Below are 19,904 nucleotides of genomic sequence, written 5' to 3' on the forward strand. Positions count from 1 at the left end.
CAGCTTCCATGATCGGCGAACTGCGCTGGTCTGCGAGCGCTCCTAATTAAAATGGTTGCCATACAGCATTCAATGACAGATCAGACACCGTCTTTCGACCAGCTCTTGCAACGCCTCGACTCGGCCCTGATGGCCGATCGTCACCGTCTTCGCCGCCAGTTAGGCGAGCTTCGCAAACATCCAAACGAGACGAAACTGGCTCAATGGATAGAACGTCTCGAGGCCTCGTGCGCTCGTGTGGAGGCGCGTAGGGCCAGCGTGCCAGCCCTGCGTTACGACGATAATCTGCCCATTGCGGCCAAACGCGATGAGATCAAGGCTGCCTTGGAAAAGCACCAGGTTGTGGTCATCGCAGGCGAAACCGGTTCAGGAAAGACCACGCAGCTTCCCAAGATTTGCCTGGAAATGGGGCGTGGCACCAAAGGACTGATCGGACATACCCAGCCTCGTCGTCTGGCGGCACGTAGTGTTGCTGCCCGGGTAGCCGAAGAAATCGGCACGCCGCTTGGCGAGCTGGTGGGTTATCAGGTGCGCTTCGAGGATCAGAGCAATGAGCGCAGCCTGATCAAGCTGATGACTGACGGTATCCTCCTGGCCGAGACGCAGCATGATCGTTACCTTGAGCGCTACGATACGATCATTGTGGACGAAGCCCACGAGCGCAGTCTCAACATCGATTTCCTGCTGGGATTCCTGCAAACCCTATTGCCGCGACGGCCAGACCTCAAGCTGATCATTACCTCGGCGACGATCGATCTGGAGCGGTTTTCAAAGCATTTCGGCGATGCACCCATTGTGGAGGTGTCCGGGCGAACCTATCCCGTAGAGACCTGGTATCGTCCGCTGGCGGCCGAGATCGATGAAGACGGTAATCGCATCGAAGAAGACCTGAGTGTGGATCAAGGCATTCTGGCTGCCTTGGATGAGCTGGACGCTTATGAGCGCAGCGAGAAGAAGCGACCGGGCGATGTACTGGTCTTTCTGCCAGGAGAGCGGGAGATTCGGGATGCGGCCGAGGTGTTGCGTAAGGCAAATCTCAAGCATACGGAAATTCTTCCGCTCTATGCGCGCCTGACACCTGCTGAGCAGCAAAAGATCTTCCAGTCTCATCCGGGGCGGCGTGTTGTGCTGGCTACGAACGTAGCGGAAACCTCACTGACCGTACCGGGCATTCGTTACGTGATCGACAGCGGGACCGCACGGATCAGTCGGTACAGCTATCGTGCCAAGGTCCAGCGGTTGCCGATTGAGGCCGTGTCCCAGGCCAGCGCCAATCAGCGAAAGGGACGCTGTGGGCGGGTAGAACCGGGTATCTGTATCCGCCTTTATAGCGAGGAGGATTTTCTCTCTCGCCCGCATTTTACCGATCCGGAAATCCTGCGGACCAACCTGGCGGCGGTCATTTTGCAGATGCTGCATTTGCGTTTAGGCCGTATTGAGGACTTCCCCTTTATTGAGCCGCCGGATGGCAAGGCGATCAAGGATGGCTTTACCCTGTTGCAGGAACTGTCGGCTGTTAGCCCACAAGGGCAGTTGACACCATTAGGGCGGCAGTTGGCGCGTTTGCCAATTGATCCACGCCTGGGCCGTATGTTGCTCGAAGCGGCCGAGCAGGGCAGCTTGGCAGAGGTGCTGATTGTAGCCAGTGCACTATCGGTACAGGATCCGCGTGAGCGGCCGGCCGAGCGTCAGCAGGCCGCTGACCAAGCCCATGCACAGTGGAAAGATCCCGATTCGGACTTCGCGGCCCTGATCAACGTGTGGCATGGCTTTGAGGAGCAGCGGCAGGCGCTAGGCTCCAATGCACTGCGCAGTTGGTGCCGTAAGAACTTCCTCAGCTACTTGCGTCTACGCGAGTGGCGAGACGCGCATCGTCAGCTCACGCTCATTTGTCGCGAACTCAGGCTGCAGACAAACAAGGGCGGCGATGCACGCAAAGGTGACGTGAAAGAGGAGGTGGCCCAGCACCAGACGTCTGGTGAACAGGCTCGCTCTACAGACAAGAAGGTCAATACCAAGGCGGCGTTGCAAGCAGAAGCCGCCGAGGCCGCTCAACGTGCGAAAGGTTATGCGGCTGTGCATAAAGCCATTCTTTCAGGCTTGCTCAGTCAGATCGGTAATAGGACCGAGGAGGGGGACTTCCTTGGTGCACGGCAGCGTCGTTTCTGGGTACATCCCTCGAGCGTGATCGGTCGTAAGAAGCCCAACTGGGTAATGGCGGCCGAACTGGTTGAAACCACCAAGCTGTTCGCGCGAATGGTTGCAAAGATTGAACCGGACTGGGTCGAACCGCTGGCGCGTCATCTTACCAAGCCCAACTACTTCGAGCCCCACTGGGAGAAGAAGCGCGGACAGGTCATCGCCTATGAGCAAATCACGCTTTACGGCTTGATCATTGTGGCGAGGCGTCCAGTACATTACGGTCCGATCGATCCAGTCGTTTCACGCGAGCTGTTTATCCGTGAAGGCTTGGTGCGCGGTGAGATTCAGTCGCGCGCCAAATGCCTGAGCGCTAATCGGCAGCTCCTTGAGCGGCTCGATGAATTAGAGGCCAAGGCACGCCGCCGCGATATCCTGGCTGATGAGGAAACGCTGTTTGACTTCTATGCGGCCCGCCTGCCGGAAGATGTCTACCAGACAGCAACTTTCGATAGTTGGTACAAGCGGGAAAGTGCGAAGAATCCGCAGCTTCTGATCATGCGGGAAGAGGATGTGCTTGCCCGCGAGGCCAGTGAGGTCACAGCAGCGCAATATCCGGACACGCTACGGATCGGTGATCTGCAATTGCCGCTTACCTATGAGTTCGATCCGACCCATCCGCGTGATGGCGTCACCCTGCGCGTGCCGGCTCCGCTGTTACCGCAATTACCAGCGGAGCGGCTGGACTGGCTTGTGCCCGGGCTGCTGTATGACAAGGCGGTAGCGCTGGTTCGCAACCTGCCCAAGGCCGTCCGCAAGAACTTCGTTCCGGTACCGGATTTCGTCAGGGCAGCCCTAGATAAAGTTGTCTTTGGTCAAGGCTCGCTGTATGAGAGTCTTGCTCGTGAATTGCAGCGAATGACCGGTGCGCGAGTCCCTGAAGAAGCCTGGCCGGAAGCGGCCAAGCTTCTTGATCGTCATTTGCGCATGAACATAGAGGTAGTGGATGCCGATGGCAAGTATTTGGGTGAAGGTTGGGATTTGTCTGAGCTGACGGCACGGTTTGCCGAAGCGAGTCAGGCAGCGCTGGCCATTCCCCAGCACAAGGCCGAGCAGCAGAAGCCGGTCGAAGCCAAAGCATTTGCCGCTGTACCAGAGCAGGCCCAGCAGAAAATCGCCGGGCTTTCCATGACAGTGTATCCCGCGTTGGTAGAAGAGGGTGGTGTTGTTAAGGAAGGCCGCTTCCCCACGGCTTCCGAGGCTGAATTCCAGCATCGTCGAGCGCTTCAGCGGCTGCTACTGCAGCAATTGAATGATCAGGTCAAGTTCCTGCGCACCAAACTGCCGGGGCTGACCGAGCTAGGGTTGCTCTATCGCGAACTAGGCCGTGTAGATGCTCTGGTGGAGGACATTCTGCTGGCCAGTCTGGATAGCTGCATTCTTGAGGGAGAAGCAACACTTCCGCGGGACGGTGCCGCATTGGCTTCGCTTGCCGAGAAAAAGCGCGGCGGATTGACCGAGCATGCCGAGCGTGTGGCTCGGCTGGTTCTGGATATCCTCAAGCAATGGCATGCTTTGCAAAAGCGTTTCAAAGGTAAGATCGACCTGGCCCAGGCTATGGCTTTGAACGATATCAAGCAGCAAATCGCTCATCTGGTCTATCCCAGGTTCGTTCGCGAAACGCCATTGGAATGGCTCAAGGAGTATCCACGCTACCTCAAGGCTGTTGAGCAGCGCCTGGATAAGGTGGGCTCGCAGGTACAGCGGGACCGTGTCTGGACTTCGGAGCTAATGGGGTACTGGGATCAGTACAAGGCTCGAGTTGCCAAGCATGCCCAGGAAGGCAAGCGCGACGTGAACCTGATGTTGTATCGGTGGATGCTGGAAGAGTACCGCGTATCGTTGTTCGCTCAACAGCTAGGAACGCGTATGCCCGTTTCGGATAAGCGCTTGAGTAAACAGTGGCAGTCAGTCGAGGCTTGAGCGTTTCGATCGTAACGTCCCGTAAATCAGGGCGCAAAGTCCTGGTCTACCGGGTTGGTTGGCCAGTCTTCGAAGATTTTGATAGCCCAAACAGCACGCCCGGCTGTCCTTTAGGCCTAAAGCATTCTCGTTCCAATAAGAAGTGCGGGTGTAGCGGAGTTAACTATCACTACCGCAAGTGCCAAAGCAGCAGGCTTGGCCAGTGCGCTTCATCTTGGGTAGTGTAGTGGTCGGCTGAGGCATTTTCACTGGAGCGGCTAACCAAACGAATAGCCGGACATGGAAAGTGACAAGATCAAGGCTTTACGTGTGGATAACAGGATAAAGAATACCCTTACTGGTTAAGGGTAATTTCCTTCAATACGGCTTTTTCATTGGGTATTAACGTGTTTCGCGTCTTGATTACGCGAGTGAGTACCTAATGGACATGCTTTTTCCCATGGCTGCCTTTGCGCTGGCCTCTTCTATATCCCCAGGGCCCGTCAACCTGGTTGCGCTTGGAGCAGGCGCCCGTCATGGTTTCTTGAGCAGTTTGCAACATGTGACCGGGGCGACTGTAGGGTTTACTGTCTTACTGCTTTCGATTGGGCTTGGGTTGTATAAGCTGCTCGGGCATGTGTCAGGCTTGATTCAGCTTATTCAATGGGGTGGGGTCGTTTTTCTTCTGTATATGGCCTATCAACTGGCACGGGATGATGGAAGCTTAGGGGCTAACTCTGTTGAGAACCGACCCTCGTTGTATCGAGGAGCACTGATGCAATGGCTAAACCCTAAGGCATGGTTAGCTTCGTTAGCAGGGATGGGCGCTTATGCAGCAGATGGAGACGTTATAAAGGTTTGGCAGTTTGCTGCACTGTATTTTGTTGTCTGCTATGGCTCGATTGCCTGCTGGGCCTATGCCGGCAGTTTTCTCAAGAGCTATGTGCAGCAGCCTCGCCGTATTCGGCTACTCAATCGGATCATGGCCGCTTTGCTGGCGGGCAGTGCGTTCTATCTATTGAAGGGCGGAGCTCTTCAGCCCTGATAATGACCTGGGGTCGCAGCCAAGTGCTTTTTGAACATGCGTTGAAAATGCGCCTGATCGGAAAAACCGGCAGCCGCTGCCACTTCTGCAAGGCCGCGACCTTCTTTTAGCCACTGCCGGCTGCGCTGAATCCGGCGGTTGATCAGGTACGCATGAGGCGTCATACCGTAGTGCTGTTTAAACGCTCGAATCAAATAGGACGGTGACAGATTGGCAGCCAGGCAAATGTCATCCAGCCTGAGCGCTTCGGTGCAGTGTTCGCCGATAAACCTGGCTGCTCGCTGAAGAGATTCAAGTGGCTGGGCTGGAAGCGTGAGCGACTTCGGGCCAAGGCGCTGTTGCAGTAGGGTGAAAAACTCGATTGCGCTACTGTGCCGGTGGAGCGTGTCAGCATCCGGATCAGTCAGCATGTCGTATAGCTGATTGAGCGCTCGATACAGAACGGTATCGCCAGTATGGGTCACAGCAAAGGCCGAGAATCCAGCGGCCACATCTGCTCCTAACTCATGCTGGAGCTGCCCCAGCCAGGCGGTATCTACATAGAACATTCGATACGCCCAGGGCTCATTCTCGATCGGATTGCATGCATGAACGGCCTGAGGATTCATCAGGACGACATCGCCCTGAGCGATGTGCATCAGATGATGGCCATTAAGGTAAGTGCTACGGCCAGCCGTAATCGCACCGATGGAAAACGTGTCATGGGAGTGCCTTGCATAGCAGACCTTACGACCATCCAGAACTTCTCGTGCCTCGATAAATGGTAGGGATTCATCACGCCAGAAGCGGGATAGAGAGGAAGTAGGCATGGTAGATAGACTGACCTCATTCGGCTGGACTTCCCTCACTATAGCAATGCCCGCCGTTATATAGGCACCCTCGCAAACAGAGCATCCTGTCGGTCAAGCGGGCTGCTTGTTCAACAGCGTCATATCCTTAGGATTTAGTAATCGTAGTTTCTTTTCCCTGGAGGTCTCATGAGTACATTGGAGCAGGAGATCGAGCGCAGGATTGCTAGAGAGGTCGAGGCCTGGCAAAAGCAGGTGACTGGCAAGGGCGAGCCGTTGAAAATTGATGAGGGATGGCTACAAACGCCAGAAGGATTGCGTATGCCTTTCCGGGTTCTCAAGAATGCCGGCATTCCTCCCCGTGAAATAGATTTGTTTCATCAGCGTGCTCAATTGAAAGCGAACATCGAGGCTGAGCAGGATTCCGCAACGCGAAAACAGTTACAGCAAAAGCTTAGTGAGCTGGAGCAGCAGATTGCCTTTCGCTTGGAAAAGCTCCGGCAGCTAGGCAAAGGCTAATAGCGCCTTACAGGTAGGTCTAGCCGTAACCAGGTCTACCTGGGCTTTAACTTGAGCTATAAAAGTGGGTCATGTCTTAGTCTTGGCTAGCCACTGGCCGACAATTCTCTGGTATTCACCGGTAGCCTTGTTGAGATGCAGCCATTGATCCACATACGCCTTCCAGGTTACATCGTCACGAGGCAACAGAAACGCTTTTTGGCTGTACTGCATGGGTTTGTCAGGGTTTACAGCGCACAGCGAAGGGTAGTGGGTCTGCTGGAAAAGGGCTTCCGAGGCGTCAGTGATCATGACATCGGCTTGCTTGTTGACCAGGTGTTCGAAAATGGTGACGTTATCCTTAAATAATGTCAGTTGCGCCTGTGGTAGTTCCCGGCGAGCAAAGGCCTCGTTGGTACCACCTGGCGGTTCTATCAGGCGAACCGAAGGCTTATTGATTTGCTCAATGGTTTCATAGCGTTTGGTGTCCTCGCAACGCACAAACGGAATCTTGCCGTCGACGGTAATCGCGTCGCTAAAAAAGGCCTTTTTCTGGCGTTCAAGCGAAATCGAGACACCACCAACGGCCATGTCGCATTCTTTTGCAAGAAAGTCCGGCATCAGGGTTTTCCAGGTGGTTTTTACCCACTCCACTTGTACTCCCAGGCTACGGGCCAGCGACTCGGCCATGGCAATCTCAATACCTTCATAATTGCCATCTTCTCGAAGGTAGGTATAGGGCTTGTAGTCCCCTGTTGTGCAGACCTTTAAAGTGCCGTCTTGGAGCACACTGTCGAGACGGGAAGGAGAGCTTTCCGCATGGGCCGTACCCATCGCTATGATTAAACTAGCTACCCATGTTCCTCTCATTATGCTGGATCCTTTTGCTGTTATTTTCAGGGTGGATGCACGCTACCGGAAGGGAACGGAGGGCTCAAGGAGAAAGCCAGAACCGATGGCCTGAAACATCGAACTGCCAGGTCACCTCTAGGTCCATTCTTTACAGCCCTCTATTTGATGAGAGTTTCCTATGTATCCGAACCGCCTGCCTGAAACTCGTATCTGCATCCCTGGCGCCTGCTTTGCCCAGGTATGGAAAGCCAGTGACGATAATGCCCCATTGGAAAACGTGCCAGGAGGTAGTTACGACGTAGACGAAGACTTTGTGACCTCTGTGGGAGATGAAGAGGCGTTAGAGTCTGAAGGTGAGTCAGAGGACGGCACACAGTAAACACCGTCTTGTATGTTCTTTCGTTGTTAATCGATCAACGTTCAGGCTTGAAGCGTTTGGTTCGGAGTGCTTTCAAGCCAGCGCCTAAATATGCCGTTTCCCCTATTTTTCAGGCGACTGCCTATGCTTTTGCTAAGTAGTTGAGTTGTCGCGCCTGTAGGCCAGCATTTTGCATACTGGCCACCTATAGGGTGCCGTAGAACGTTGTGTTACCGGCTACCCTGCCTGATAGGTTTTCCATGTTGGTATATGTCGATGGGCATCCGTGCGTCAAAAACGGTCGTAAAAGAAGAATAAATGTCAGTTGACCTAGGCTTTTGGCCATACCTCATGATGTTACCGGAACGAAAACTTCATCAGCCGGTTTTTTATTCGAGAATACAAAAGGGAACACCATGTTCAAATTTGTCGCTATGACGCTGTTTGCGGCATCACTGACCATCGCTCCGGCGGCTTCGGCCCTTGCCGACGAGCCAGTTATTATCAAGTTTTCCCATGTGGTTTCAGACGACACGCCTAAGGGAAAGGGCGCTCGACTGTTCCAGAAACTGGTACAGGAACGATTAGCCGGTAAGGTCAAGGTCGAGGTTTACCCTAACTCGACACTATATGGCGATGAAGACGAACTGGATGCTCTAATACGCAACGATGTACAGATGCTAGCTCCTTCGCTTTCCAAATTTGATCAGTACACCAAGCAGCTCGAAGTCTTCGATATGCCGTTCCTGTTCGATGACATGGAAGCTGTCAAGCGGTTTCAGCGTCGCGATAAAAGCCGTGAGTTATTGGGCTCCATGGCTTCACACGGGATCTATGGCCTGGCCTATTGGAACAATGGCATGAAGCAACTGACTGCTACACGGGAGCTGCGCAAGCCGGACGATGCCAAGAATCTTGCTTTCCGTATTCAGGCCTCTAACCTGCTAGACGAGCAGTTCAAGCAGATCGGTGCCAAAGCAGTGAAGTTGCCGTTCAACCAGTCCTATAAGGCGCTTAAGTCGGGTCAAGTCCAGGGCACAGAAAACACTTGGTCCAACTTATATAGCCAGAAGATTAATACCGTTCAGCCTTACATCACGGAAAGCAATCACGGCGTATTGGCCTATATGCTGATCACTAATTCCAAATTCTGGAACAGTTTGCCCTTTGCGATTCGTAGCCAGCTGGAACAGATCTCGGATGAGGTAACGCAGGTCGTTAATAAAGAGGCCGAGAGTATTAATGCGAAAGACCGGGAAAACATTGTCAACTCCGGTTCCAGTAAGCTGATCAGTCTGACCGCAGCTGAGCGCGCCGCTTGGCGCAAGACCATGGCTCCCTTGCTAAAGAGTTATGAAGCGAAGATTGGGGCCGATGTCCTTCATGCCGCTCAGTTGGTCAATCGTCGCTAAGTATTCAGTTCTTATCTAGCCATTCCTTGCTTTGGCTATGCCCTTCACTTGAAAGGCATAGCCAATGATCTTTCTCTACGCCTTTCTTTAGGTATTGTCCGGTTTGGCCGCCTAAAAACACTGCTGTGTTGGCTTTTAAAGAGCTGGCTCTGCCTCTTCCTGTCTTTCGTTACGGCTTGGTCTTAAGAGTTGACCTGGATTTCAAGTCCGCTTGCCGACTCCTGATCGCTTGTATAACTAGGGGTAGCTGTCCGCTAGTCGTCTCTTTTGGAATGTCTTGAGCAGAGGAACAGTAGATGTTTTTCTTGTTCAAACAGGGAAAACCTAAAGGAGCGCGCCATGCGCATGAAAATCCCCTCAATCATTATTGCCACCCTGTTCTCTGGCCTGTGCCTGGCTCAAGGGCTTGAGCTCGACCAGGATGTCAGTGAGCTGAATATTCTGGCGGAGTCCTCGGGCGAGGAATTACCTAACGATTCCCCTCAAGGCCTTAGATTGACTAATAACGATCAGGTAACCGTAGATTGCTGGCTGCAAGCTCATGGGCCTCAAGATGCGGAGCAAGAACATCATATTCTAACCCCTGGTCAATCGGTATTGCTGCGAATGCCAGGTAAGGCTGCTGGAGCGGCGACTCAGGCAAAACTAGTCTGTCGCAAGCATTGAGCTTGATCTCTCATGGGTATGAGGGAAGGTAAATGATAAAGGTGTTCTGCATAGGGTTTGGTCATGATTTCCGGCACAATAGGTTCTTATTCTTACAAGAGCCAGAGGAACGACCGTGCATCAGGCAGTCATTAGCGGCACCGGCCTATATACCCCACCTCATCGTATTTCTAACGATGAATTGGTAGCGTCATTCAATGCCTATGTCCAGCACTATAACCGCGAGCATGCCGAGGCTATCGCTCGTGGCGAATGCGAAGCGAAACAAGAATCCAGCTCGGCCTTTATCGAAAAAGCATCCGGTATAAAAAGCCGTTATGTGATTGATAAGGAAGGTATTCTCGATCCGCAGCGTATGGTTCCTCATATTCCTGAGCGTAGTAATGATGAGTGGTCGATTCTGTGTGAAATGAGTGTGACGGCAGCTCGTGAGGCATTGAGCCGTGCGGGCCGGACCCCGGCAGATATCGATGGAGTCATCGTGGCATGCTCCAATTTGCAACGGCCTTATCCAGCTATTGCTATTGAGGTACAAGCGGCGCTGGGTATCCAGGGTTTCGGGTTCGACATGAATGTGGCATGTTCCTCGGCTACCTTTGGCTTGCAGACAGCCGCCAATGCGGTCCAGTTAGGGCAGGCACGGGCTGTTTTGGTAGTAGACCCGGAAATTTGTACAGGCCACCTTAATTTCCGTGACCGTGACAGCCATTTCATTTTTGGCGATGCGGCTACCGCCTTGATCATTGAGCGAGCTGATCTAGCAATTTCACCATATCAGCTTGAGATTCTAGGGACCAAGCTGTTAACCCAATTCTCTAATAACATTCGCAACAACTTCGGTTTCCTTAACCGTGCCGCAGAAGAGGGAATGGGCAATCCAGATAAACTTTTTGTGCAGGAGGGGCGCAAGGTATTCAAGGAGGTCTGTCCGATGGTGGCTGACCTAATTAGTACGCACCTCGCTGAGTTGCACATTCCTATCGACAAGGTTAGCCGGTTCTGGCTGCACCAGGCCAATCTCAACATGAATCAACTCATCGTGCGCCGCCTGCTCGGGCGCGATGCTGAGCCTCATGAATCGCCGGTGATCCTCGATACCTATGCCAACACTAGCTCGGCCGGTTCGGTGATTGCGCTACACCTCAATCAGGATGACTTGAAGCCAGGAAATCTTGGAGTACTCAGCTCGTTTGGTGCCGGTTACTCCATTGGCTCAGTGGTACTGCGCAAGCATTGATCACCTTATAAGCAATTAGCTCTACGTCACTATTAATCCAGCAGGATATCAGTACAAGTGAAATTTGTTGGAGAGCTTGCTATACCAATGGAATAGGGTAGGGCGCGGAAGGAGCTGCAGCCAGGCGAAACGGTATAAGTTACTGTGTATTCAGCAAATATTTTCACTGAATCCTAAAAATGCCGTTGACACATGGTCGAGGTAACCTTAAGATTCGCCCCGTCTTAGCGACGGGGCTATAGCTCAGCTGGGAGAGCGCTTGCATGGCATGCAAGAGGTCGACGGTTCGATCCCGTCTAGCTCCACCAAATTTCCAGAGTCAGCATGCTGTGCTGATCTAAATCGAAGGTTTCGTCCCCTTCGTCTAGTGGCCTAGGACACCGCCCTTTCACGGCGGTAACAGGGGTTCGAGTCCCCTAGGGGACGCCATATTTAATAGTCGCTAAATACCCAGAGCGACAATGTGTTACGGGGCTATAGCTCAGCTGGGAGAGCGCTTGCATGGCATGCAAGAGGTCGACGGTTCGATCCCGTCTAGCTCCACCAAATTTCCAGAGTCAGCATGCTGTGCTGATCTAAATCGAAGGTTTCGTCCCCTTCGTCTAGTGGCCTAGGACACCGCCCTTTCACGGCGGTAACAGGGGTTCGAGTCCCCTAGGGGACGCCATTATTTAAAAAGTCGCCTTGATGGCGACTTTTTTTTGTCTGCGATTTGGCCATTTTAACGGTCATAAATAGCGCCGAGCCCAGCTCAAGAACGTAGTCTGTTCTGGATCGAGCTAAGTATGTATGACGAGGCGTCTTATTAAGAAAGTCGCTGTTCATACAGGTCTTTGCTAGATATAAACCTTTAACGGGATGCGCCTGTAGAGGACACCTTTAAGGGCACCAGTAGGGGACATCTGTGATCATAGAGCGGCTTGAAAACCTGTCCGAATTGCCTGCAGACGCATGGAACGGGCTTTTACCTACCCATCAGCCTTTCATGCGTCATGAGTTCTTGTCTTCGCTAGAGGCCAGCGGCAGCGTTGGGCGTCGTACGGGCTGGAAACCGTCGCACTATATCGTCCGGGACTTCGAGGGAACGCTTCGGGCGGCCATGCCGGCATATACCAAATACCATTCTTACGGGGAATATGTTTTTGACTGGGCATGGGCCGATGCATGTCATCGGGCTGGAATCGATTACTACCCTAAATTATTGTCTGCTGTGCCGTTCTCGCCTGTGGGAGGGGCGCGGCTTCTAGGTGAGCCTGACGCGTGCGTACAACTATTGTTGGGGTTAACCGGTAAGCTCGAAGGGCGAGGCCTTTCGGGGCTGCATATCAACTTTACTGACAGCTATGCGGATACCTTGCTGGCAGAGCAGGAGGGTTGGCTGGAGCGCCTGGGCTGTCAGTTCCATTGGCATAATCGGGGCTATCGGGATTTTCAGGATTTTCTCGATGCACTTGCTTCACGTAAGCGCAAGCAGCTACGTAAGGAGCGGGAGCAGGTTGCTGGGCAAGGTATCGAATTCGAATGGCATGATGGCGCCTCTCTGCGCGAGCAATCTTGGGATTTCGTGTATGCCTGTTATGCCAATACGTATGCGGTGCGAGGTCAGGAGCCGTATCTGACCCGAGCGTTCTTTAGCGAGCTGGCAGCGCGGATGCCTGAGGCCATTCGAGTCGTATTGGCGCTGCAGGCGGGTCGTCCAGTGGCCATGGCGTTCTACTTACGGGACGAAAATATATTGTATGGACGTTACTGGGGATGTCTGGCTGAGTTCGACCGGCTGCACTTTGAAACCTGTTTTTATCAAGGGATCGACTATGCGATTCGTGAGGGCATTACGCGTTTTGATGCAGGGGCACAGGGCGAACACAAGCTTATTCGCGGATTCGAGCCGGTTCTGACACGCTCGTGGCACTACCTTGTACATCCGGGATTGCGTACAGCGGTGAGCCAATTCCTTGAAGACGAACGCGAGGGTATTCGACGTTATGCGCAAGCGGCAGCGGAAGCGCTACCATTTAAACAGGAAGACCAGGCCGCGTTATAGCCTTTAGAGTCGGCGTTAAAATCCATGCTCAATTATTTGTGGTTTACCCTGGCGGCCGTGTTTGAAATTGCCGGCTGCTACACCTTCTGGCTGTGGTTGCGGTTGGAAAAAAGCCCGCTATGGTTGCTGCCCGGGATGATTTCCCTGGCTTGTTTCGCCTTAGTACTGACACGGGTCGAAGCAGCTTATGCGGGCCGTGCCTATGCAGCCTACGGCGGCATTTACATCGTAGCTTCACTGTTCTGGCTGGGGCTGGTTGAAAAGACGCGTCCAGGCTGGACGGATCTGGCAGGCGCTGCGTTGTGTCTGCTGGGTGTAGGCCTATTAGTAATAGGGCCACGGTTTTCCTCTCAGTGAGGAAAGCAGTCTCTTGCTATATTTCTTCCTTTCCTGGCTCGGTAAGCCATTCCTTGGGAACGTCCCGTCTGAGCATCAGCTGGCATTGACCGCTGTCGGGTTCAAAGACGATTACGGCCTCCCCTTGCTCCAGGGCGCGTCGGGCGCGTGCAACCCGGATATCTAATGGCGTTTCGTCGCCATTATCAGTGCCTTCACGTGTCACAAAGTCTTCCAGTAGATTGGCGAGCGTGTCGTGATTAAGCATGTCGTAGGGGATCAGCATGGTAGGCAACTCCTCAAGCGGGTCGCGATGCTAACGTGCCGGATGTTTTCTGGCGAGAGGGGAGAAAGCCGACTCGACGAGTCGGCCTTATGCTTAGTCCTTGGCGTGATCGGTTCCTTCGCCGATCAAGTGCTCAAGATGGGGGAGATCTGTCTGGTTGTTCTGGTGGGTTTCTTCCAGATCCAGCTGATGAGCGAAGCGCTCTGTAGAGGTATCGGCAGGCTCGGCGTCGCTATCAAAGACGGGCGGACTCATTATATAGCCCACCAGCAGCTGGCTAAGGGCGGCCAGACTGACAATATGGGTGCGCTCGTATCCATGTGTAGCATCGCATCCAAACGCCAAGAGAGCGATTCGCACATCATGGCCAGCATTAATGGCTGAGTGGGCATCGCTGTAGTAGTAACGGAACAGATCACGGCGAACCGGGATGCTGTGTTGTTCCGCAAGCCTTAGGAGATAGCGGGATAGATGATAGTCATACGGTCCACTCGAATCGTGTAGAGCCACGCTGACCCGGTGCTCGTCGGATTGTTGACCGGGCGCGACAGGGGCGATGTCGATACCAACGAATTCGCTGACATCCCAGGGAAGGGCGCCAGCAGCACCAGAGCCGACTTCTTCGGTGATGGTAAAGAGAGGGTGGCAATCGATAGGCGGGATGACACCTTCTTCCTTGATTATCTTAAGCGCTGTCAGCAGCGCCGCGACACCGGCTTTGTCATCAAGGTGACGAGCGCTGATATAACCGCTTTCGGTGAATTCTGGAAGCGGATCGAAGGCTATGAAGTCGCCTACCCGAATACCCAGGTATTCGGTTTCCACACGGCTCTTGGTAATAGCGTCCAGGCGAACTTCGATATGGTCCCAACTGACCGGCATTTTATCGACTTCGGTATTGAAAGCATGTCCCGATGCAAGCAAAGGTAGAACGCTACCGCGGAGCGTGCCGTTATCGGTAAAAATGCTGACCCGACTGCCTTCTGCGAAGCGGCTGGACCAGTGACCTACCGCTGCCAAGGCAAGACGGCCATTGTCCTTGATCTCACGAACGATAGCGCCAATGGTATCCAGGTGAGCCGATACGGCCCGGTCTGGGCTTTCTTTACGACCCTTGAGCGTGGCGCGAATCGTACCGCGGCGGGTCAATTCATACGGAATATCGAGTTCATTAAGGCGCTCGGCCACATACATGACGATCGTATCGGTAAAGCCGGTTGGGCTAGGAATGGCCAGCATCTCCAACAGGACGCGGCGAAGATAGTCAAGATCGGGCGATGGCAGCTTTGTCATGCAGGAACCTCGCGTGACAAGGGAAACAACAGATCAATAAAGCGCTCAGCCGTTGGACGAGGCTCATGATTGGCCAGTCCAGGGCGTTCATTCGCTTCGATGATCACGTATTCGCTCTGATCAGCCGCAGGCACTAGCAGGTCCATGCCGGTTACCGGGATGCTCAAGGCGCGGGCAGCGCTAATTGCTGCCTGGGCAAGAACGGGATGAAGAATATCGGTGACATCTTCGAGCGTACCGCCGGTATGCAGATTAGCTGTCTTGCGTACAGCAAGCCGAACGCCTTCCGGCAGAACTGAATCATATGTATACCCGGCTGAGCGAATTGTGCGTTCGGTTTCATCGTCTAAAGGAATACGACTCTCCCCACTCGTAGCGGCTTGGCGACGACGGCTTTGAGCTTCGATCAATTCATGGATGGTGTGCTTGCCGTTACCAATGATTTCTGCCGGCCGCCTAATTGCTGCTGCAACCACCTCATAGCCAATGACCACAACACGCAGGTCCATGCCGGCATGGTAACTTTCGAGCAGGACTCGATCATCGTGCTTGCGTGCCTGGGCAATGGCTGCTTTCAAATGCTCCGGGTCGCGAATATCTACGGCTACGCCTTTGCCTTGCTCGCCATTGACCGGTTTAATGACCAAGGCGCCGTGCTTGGCCAGAAAGGCTTCATTTTCCTCGTCCGAGCCAGCCAGGATTTGTTCGGGTACACACAGCCCGGCCTCTTTGAGGGTGCGAATGGTCAGGGTTTTATCCTGACACAGCGTCATGCTGACGGCGCTGGTAAGGTCGGTCAGTGATTCTCGACAGCGGATGCGGCGGTTGCCTTGAATAAGCGTGAACAGACCGGCCTCGACGTCATCGACCTGAACATCGATCCCTCGCCGCTGGGCTTCGCTGACAATAATCTTGGCATAGGGGTTGAGGTCCGCCTCGGGGCCAGGACCCAAGAACAGTGGCTGATTGATGCCGTTCTTACGTTTAATGGTAAAGGTCTGCAGCTCGCGAAAGCCGAGTTTGTCATATAGGCGTTTGGCTTGGCGGTTGGTGTGCATGACCGAGAGGTCGAGAAAGTCCAGGCCGCGGCTGGCGTAGTGCTCAATCAAATGGCGAACCAGCGCTTCGCCAACGCCGGGGCGCGAGCAATTGGGCGCTACGGCCAAGCACCATAAGCTGGAGCCACATTCAGGGTCATTGAAGGCCTTCATGTGGTTAAGGCCCATGACGGACCCAATAATTTCGCCGGTGTCCTGATCTTCGGCCAACCAATATACCGGTCCGCCTTTATGCCGTGGCGTCAGTTTTTTGGTATCGACCGGCAACATATGCCGGGTCTGATAGAGGCGATTGATTTCGTTCCAGTCGTGCTCGCTATAGACGCGACGAATACGAAAGCCTCGGTGAGGGCTATACGCCGGGCGATAGTCAGTGAACCAGAGACGGAGCGTATCGGAGGGGTCCAGGAAAAGTTGTTGAGGTGCCTGCGCCAGGACTTGCTGCGGCGCTGCGACATAGAGTGCAATATCACGCTCGCCTGGCTGTTCATTCAGCAGTTCCTTGGCCAGGCTTTTAGGGTCGGAATAGGTGTGACCGATCAGGAGCCGCCCCCAACCGCAGTGCAGACAAACGGGCTGACAGGCAGCCCGTGCATCTTCTGTCATGCGGGCCTGTAGGCGCTCGTAGGAAGGGGTCTGGGCTCGCTGAAGACGCTGGTTGATGGAAACCGCTTTCATTGTGCAATCCTCCAGCACTATAGGCCTTGTTCACTTAGCCATAGATTTAGTGCCGCTAGTTGCCATAGCTTCGAACCGCGCAGCGGAGTGATCCGGTCCTCGGGGTTAGCCAGTAGTCGTTCGATTTCGGCCGTGTTGAACACCTGACGATCCTGGCTTGGGTCCAGTAGAAGCTCTCGTACCCAGTTCAGGGTATTACCTTCCAGATGCTTGAGTCCCGGTACTGGAAAATAGCCTTTGGGGCGGTCGATAACTTCATGCGGGATGACCCGACGTGCAGCCTCCTTGAGCACATGTTTACCACCATCACCCAGTTTGAACTGTGCAGGAATGCGGGCAGACAATTCGGCCAGACGGTAGTCAAGGAAGGGAACACGTGCTTCTAGACCCCAGGCCATGGTCATGTTATCGACCCTTTTAACCGGATCGTCTACCAGCATGATCGTACTATCGAGACGCAATGCCTTGTCGACACCTGCCTCAGCGCCGCGCTGGGCAAAATGTTGTCGAACGAAATCGCCAGCCGCATCGTTTTCGACACGGTAGGCATCCTGCACCGTATTGGCGTATTCGGCATAATCGCGGTCAAAAAAGGCCGAGCGATACGCAGCGAAGGGATCGCTGGCGCTGTCGACTATGGGATACCAGTGATAACCGGCAAATAGCTCGTCAGCACCCTGACCGCTTTGGACGACCTTGCAGTGCTTGGACACTTCTCGTGACAGGAGGTAGAAAGCGATGCAGTCATGGCTGACCATCGGTTCGCTCATGGCACGGAAAGCTGCAGGCAGTTGCTCAATGATTTCGGACTCGTTGATACGCAGTTTGTGATGGCGCGTACCGTAGTGCTTGGCAATGAGGTCAGAGTAGATAAACTCGTCGCCGCGTTCACCGCCTGCATCCTCGAAACCGATTGAGAAGGTCAATAAATCGTTCACGCCAGATTCATGCAGCAGACCCACCAGCAGACTGGAATCCACGCCACCTGAGAGCAGGACACCTACGTCACGTGCCGCTCGTTGGCGAATGGCTACAGCGTCGCGCAGGCTGTGCAGTACCTTATCGCTCCAGTCCGCCATGCTGTAGTTCACTTCGTCAGGCGCGGGACCGTAATCAAGTGTCCACCACGTTTGTTGCTCGGTCTTGCCGGTAGCGTCAATGCGCATCCAGGTAGCAGGCGGCATTTTCTTCACACCATTCAACAGTGTGTGAGGCGCCGGAACTACCGCATGGAAGTTCAGGTAATAGTTCAGGGCTACCGGATCAAGCGAGGTATCGACGTCTCCTGCTTCGAGCAGGGCGGGCAGGGTCGATGCAAAACGCAGGCGATTTTTGTCCTGGGTCAAATAAAGCGGTTTGATGCCCAGGCGATCACGAGCGATAAACATCTGCTGCTTGTCGCGTTCCCAGATAGCGAAGACAAACATGCCATTTAGTTTGGGCAGCATGCTTTCGCCCCAGGCGTGATAGGCCTTCAGCAAAATCTCGGTGTCACCCCCTGAGTGAAAGCGATATCCCTTGGCTTCCAGTTCATTACGCAGCTCAGGGTAGTTATAGATGGCGCCGTTGAATACCATGGATAGACCCGTATCCGAGTCGATCATCGGCTGGCCAGAGGCCTCGGCTAAATCCATGATTTTCAATCGTCGGTGACCAAGCGCTACAGGCCCTTGGCTGTGAAATCCCCACGCGTCAGGGCCGCGTTGGGCGAGGCGATGAGTAACCCGCTCAAGCGCTGCGAGCGCGACGGGGCGATTATCGAAACGTAATTCTCCAGCTATACCGCACATAGTTCCTTACCGGTTGCTCCGTTGGGGATGGAATTTTTTTCCATAGGGAAACGACAAGCATTCGGGAGGTAAGTTGCATTTTTCATCGCTTCGGTTGAGCAAGGCCGTGATCTACTGCCTGCTAAAACACTAAACAATTGTTCTAGCCAAACGATTTTGGATGAAAGGAGTCTGCGAGGAGAATGAGGTTTTCGTTGAACTCAAAGTCACTGGAAATGTCTTTTGTTATAATGTAACGAATAACGCCTCGGCGTTCTGCCCACGTTACTTAATAGGAGGTACCATGAAACCTAATATCCATCCCAACTACCGGCCAGTGTTGTTTCATGACACGACATCAGACACTTATTTTCTGATTGGCTCTACTGCTCAGACTGATCGAACCCAGGAGTATGAGGGTAAGACGTATCCTTACGTGGCGTTGGATGTTTCCAGTGCCTCTCATCCGATTTATACCGGTGAGCAGCGTCAGATGAAGAATGAGGGCCGTGTGTCCAGCTTTAACAAGCGCTTCGCCGGTTTTCCGGGCGGCAGTACCTCGCGCTAAGCAATGGCTTTTCTTTAAGCCCTCGCTTCGGCGGGGGCTTTTCATGTCTGTTGTTGTGCTTGCAAAAAGATTGCAAAGAGTTCCGATTGAGATTTGATACCTAGCTTGGCGTACATATGCTTGCGATGGACCTTAACCGTCTCGACTGAAATATCCAATTTGCGGGCAATTTCTTTACCTGAACAGCCGCTGAGCATTAGGCGGCCAACCTCTAGTTCTCGAGCGGTCAAGGCAGTATCGCTCCGTTGGCTTGTGGCTTCGAACTGTTGCTGCCAAGGTGGAGCTGGCGGCGTGGAGCGTTCCTGCTCGAAGGCCAGGCGCTGGCGCATGAGGGCCATGACCCAGGATTGTATTAGACTCAAAATCCCCATTTGCTCCAGCGTGAAGCGCTGCCGTGAACCCAACGACAAACATAGCGTACGCTCGGAATCCAGGTTGCAGTTGAGCTGTACTTCATCAGCTACTACGTTCAGTCGGAAGTAGCGCTGAAAATAGTCGGTTTGCTCGAAATATTCGGGGGCTACGTCATCCAGGCGGAATAGCCCGCTCCGTGGATGCTCGCGGCTGGCTATATAGAATGGATCGAGTAGATAGAGCCCTTGCAGATAGTCTTGGAATAGGGGGTCAGGCCCGCCATCTTCTGTAGGGCTTTCGGCAAACACGAGCGGACGTCCCGCACTAAACAGCAAGATTACCCAGCTATCGAACGGTAAATAATGCTCCAACTGGCGAACCAGAGCGATCCAGAAGTTGGGTGCATCCAGTGCTTCGATCAAATTTCCGATCGTGCGATGCCAGGCGATGTCCTGCAATGTAATGGCCATACCTACCTCGAAAGGGTTAACCCCCAGGCGTAATTACCTTGCCCGGGTATGATGCTCATACTGCCGTAGAAGCCCTATTGGTGCGAGTTTG

17 protein-coding genes and 4 tRNA genes are annotated in these 19,904 nt (G+C 53.7%); 14 read left to right on the forward strand and 7 right to left on the reverse strand.

Annotated elements, in window-relative coordinates; translation table 11 throughout:
* Positions 1–72: 72 nt before the first annotated feature.
* Both hrpA and IQ22_RS07815 read left to right on the forward strand, forming a co-directional pair.
* Positions 73–4,122, forward strand: a complete 4,050-nt coding sequence (gene hrpA, locus IQ22_RS07810; RefSeq protein WP_145140534.1) for an ATP-dependent RNA helicase HrpA — start codon at positions 73–75, stop codon at positions 4,120–4,122.
* Between the two features lie 421 nt (positions 4,123–4,543).
* A complete protein-coding gene (locus IQ22_RS07815; protein ID WP_145140537.1) occupies positions 4,544–5,146 on the forward strand; it encodes a LysE family translocator in 603 nt (200 codons plus the stop codon).
* Here the strand turns inward: IQ22_RS07815 and IQ22_RS07820 are convergent.
* The gene (locus tag IQ22_RS07820) at positions 5,137–5,955 is read right to left on the reverse strand and encodes a helix-turn-helix transcriptional regulator (protein WP_145140540.1); all 819 of its coding nucleotides are present in this window, start codon (positions 5,953–5,955) and stop codon (positions 5,137–5,139) included. The genes IQ22_RS07815 and IQ22_RS07820 overlap by 10 nt on opposite strands.
* A gap of 168 nt (positions 5,956–6,123) precedes the next feature.
* Here IQ22_RS07820 and IQ22_RS07825 point away from each other — a divergent pair, with 168 nt between their 5' ends.
* Positions 6,124–6,453: a DUF1992 domain-containing protein gene (locus tag IQ22_RS07825; RefSeq protein WP_145140542.1), complete on the forward strand. Its 330-nt coding sequence runs from the start codon at positions 6,124–6,126 to the stop codon at positions 6,451–6,453.
* A 69-nt stretch (positions 6,454–6,522) separates the two neighbouring features.
* Here the strand turns inward: IQ22_RS07825 and IQ22_RS07830 are convergent, their stop codons facing one another.
* The gene (locus IQ22_RS07830) at positions 6,523–7,302 is read right to left on the reverse strand and encodes a transporter substrate-binding domain-containing protein (protein ID WP_145140545.1); all 780 of its coding nucleotides are present in this window, start codon (positions 7,300–7,302) and stop codon (positions 6,523–6,525) included.
* Between the two features lie 160 nt (positions 7,303–7,462).
* Between IQ22_RS07830 and IQ22_RS07835 the strand changes: the two genes are divergently transcribed.
* The 10 genes from IQ22_RS07835 to IQ22_RS07880 all read left to right on the forward strand — a co-directional run bounded on the left by IQ22_RS07835 (position 7,463) and on the right by IQ22_RS07880 (position 13,358).
* Positions 7,463–7,663, forward strand: a complete 201-nt coding sequence (locus IQ22_RS07835) for a hypothetical protein (protein ID WP_145140548.1) — start codon at positions 7,463–7,465, stop codon at positions 7,661–7,663.
* A 395-nt stretch (positions 7,664–8,058) separates the two neighbouring features.
* On the forward strand, positions 8,059–9,054 hold the full coding sequence (locus IQ22_RS07840; protein WP_145140551.1) for a TRAP transporter substrate-binding protein: 996 nt from the start codon (positions 8,059–8,061) through the stop codon (positions 9,052–9,054).
* A gap of 339 nt (positions 9,055–9,393) precedes the next feature.
* Positions 9,394–9,720, forward strand: coding sequence for a hypothetical protein (locus IQ22_RS07845; protein ID WP_145140554.1), 327 nt, complete (start codon positions 9,394–9,396; stop codon positions 9,718–9,720).
* 115 nt (positions 9,721–9,835) lie between these two features.
* On the forward strand, positions 9,836–10,957 hold the full coding sequence (locus tag IQ22_RS07850; protein ID WP_145140557.1) for a beta-ketoacyl-ACP synthase III: 1,122 nt from the start codon (positions 9,836–9,838) through the stop codon (positions 10,955–10,957).
* Positions 10,958–11,189: 232 nt separating this feature from the next.
* A tRNA-Ala gene (locus IQ22_RS07855) sits at positions 11,190–11,265 on the forward strand.
* A 45-nt stretch (positions 11,266–11,310) separates the two neighbouring features.
* A tRNA-Glu gene (locus IQ22_RS07860) sits at positions 11,311–11,386 on the forward strand.
* A gap of 41 nt (positions 11,387–11,427) precedes the next feature.
* A tRNA-Ala gene (locus IQ22_RS07865) sits at positions 11,428–11,503 on the forward strand.
* A gap of 45 nt (positions 11,504–11,548) precedes the next feature.
* Positions 11,549–11,624: transfer RNA gene (locus tag IQ22_RS07870), tRNA-Glu, on the forward strand.
* A gap of 237 nt (positions 11,625–11,861) precedes the next feature.
* Positions 11,862–13,001 (forward strand): GNAT family N-acetyltransferase, encoded by a 1,140-nt coding sequence (locus tag IQ22_RS07875; RefSeq protein WP_145140560.1) that lies wholly within the window; start codon positions 11,862–11,864, stop codon positions 12,999–13,001.
* 24 nt (positions 13,002–13,025) lie between these two features.
* A complete protein-coding gene (locus tag IQ22_RS07880; RefSeq protein WP_145140564.1) occupies positions 13,026–13,358 on the forward strand; it encodes a YnfA family protein in 333 nt (110 codons plus the stop codon).
* A gap of 16 nt (positions 13,359–13,374) precedes the next feature.
* Here IQ22_RS07880 and IQ22_RS07885 read toward each other — a convergent pair whose 3' ends face one another.
* The 4 genes from IQ22_RS07885 to IQ22_RS07900 form a co-directional block, all read right to left on the reverse strand.
* Positions 13,375–13,623, reverse strand: coding sequence for a YheU family protein (locus tag IQ22_RS07885; RefSeq protein WP_145140567.1), 249 nt, complete (start codon positions 13,621–13,623; stop codon positions 13,375–13,377).
* Between the two features lie 93 nt (positions 13,624–13,716).
* A complete protein-coding gene (locus IQ22_RS07890; RefSeq protein ID WP_145140571.1) occupies positions 13,717–14,916 on the reverse strand; it encodes an osmoprotectant NAGGN system M42 family peptidase in 1,200 nt (399 codons plus the stop codon).
* Positions 14,913–16,652, reverse strand: coding sequence for an N-acetylglutaminylglutamine synthetase (gene ngg, locus IQ22_RS07895; RefSeq protein WP_145140574.1), 1,740 nt, complete (start codon positions 16,650–16,652; stop codon positions 14,913–14,915). The genes IQ22_RS07890 and ngg overlap by 4 nt, the downstream gene beginning before the upstream one ends.
* A gap of 17 nt (positions 16,653–16,669) precedes the next feature.
* Positions 16,670–18,442, reverse strand: a complete 1,773-nt coding sequence (locus tag IQ22_RS07900; RefSeq protein ID WP_145140577.1) for an N-acetylglutaminylglutamine amidotransferase — start codon at positions 18,440–18,442, stop codon at positions 16,670–16,672.
* 283 nt (positions 18,443–18,725) lie between these two features.
* Between IQ22_RS07900 and IQ22_RS07905 the strand changes: the two genes are divergently transcribed.
* On the forward strand, positions 18,726–18,989 hold the full coding sequence (locus IQ22_RS07905) for a type B 50S ribosomal protein L31 (protein WP_145140578.1): 264 nt from the start codon (positions 18,726–18,728) through the stop codon (positions 18,987–18,989).
* 41 nt (positions 18,990–19,030) lie between these two features.
* Here the strand turns inward: IQ22_RS07905 and IQ22_RS07910 are convergent, their stop codons facing one another.
* Positions 19,031–19,813 carry a helix-turn-helix transcriptional regulator gene (locus IQ22_RS07910; RefSeq protein WP_145140579.1) on the reverse strand — a complete coding sequence of 261 codons (783 nt, stop codon included), beginning with the start codon at positions 19,811–19,813 and terminating at the stop codon, positions 19,031–19,033.
* Between the last annotated feature and the right edge of the window lie 91 nt (positions 19,814–19,904).

The organism is Pseudomonas duriflava (assembly GCF_007830155.1).
GTDB classification, from domain to species: Bacteria; Pseudomonadota; Gammaproteobacteria; order Pseudomonadales; family Pseudomonadaceae; genus Chryseomonas; species Chryseomonas duriflava.